At 57.6% G+C, this 410-nt stretch carries 1 protein-coding gene; it reads left to right on the forward strand.

Annotated elements, in window-relative coordinates; genetic code table 11:
* The coding region (locus O4G74_RS16030; protein WP_269403520.1) for a YybH family protein at positions 1-410 on the forward strand (410 nt) is incomplete at both ends.

The raw sequence follows: 410 nt of genomic DNA on the forward strand, positions 1-410 counted from the left end.
GACACCAAACCGGTCTCGACTGATGAACAGGCGATCCTGGATATCATGGCCGCGATCGAAACCGGTTGGGAGACCGGCGATGGCGAACTGTTCCGGCAGAACTTTCTCGACTGGTCAGGCGCCCGGTACTTTGAATCAGGCGGCGAGAATACTGGCCTGCTCGACCTTGTCGAAAATCATGTCGAGCCCGAAAAAGATACCATTCCGGATCTCGAACTCGACTTCTCGAATATAGACGTGCGATTCGAGGGAAGTGACTTTGCATGGGCTGTCGCGGACACAGCGATCAGTGGAACGTTCAGCTCCAATGGCGAACGCCTGGAGCGTATCGGGAAACAAACGGTGCTGTTCCGCAAGGTCGCCGGCACCTGGCAGGTCATTCACACGCACTCGTCCTCCCGTGCGCCGCG

The sequence above is a fragment of the Henriciella marina genome, assembly GCF_027213945.1.
GTDB classification, from domain to species: domain Bacteria; phylum Pseudomonadota; class Alphaproteobacteria; order Caulobacterales; family Hyphomonadaceae; genus Henriciella; species Henriciella marina_A.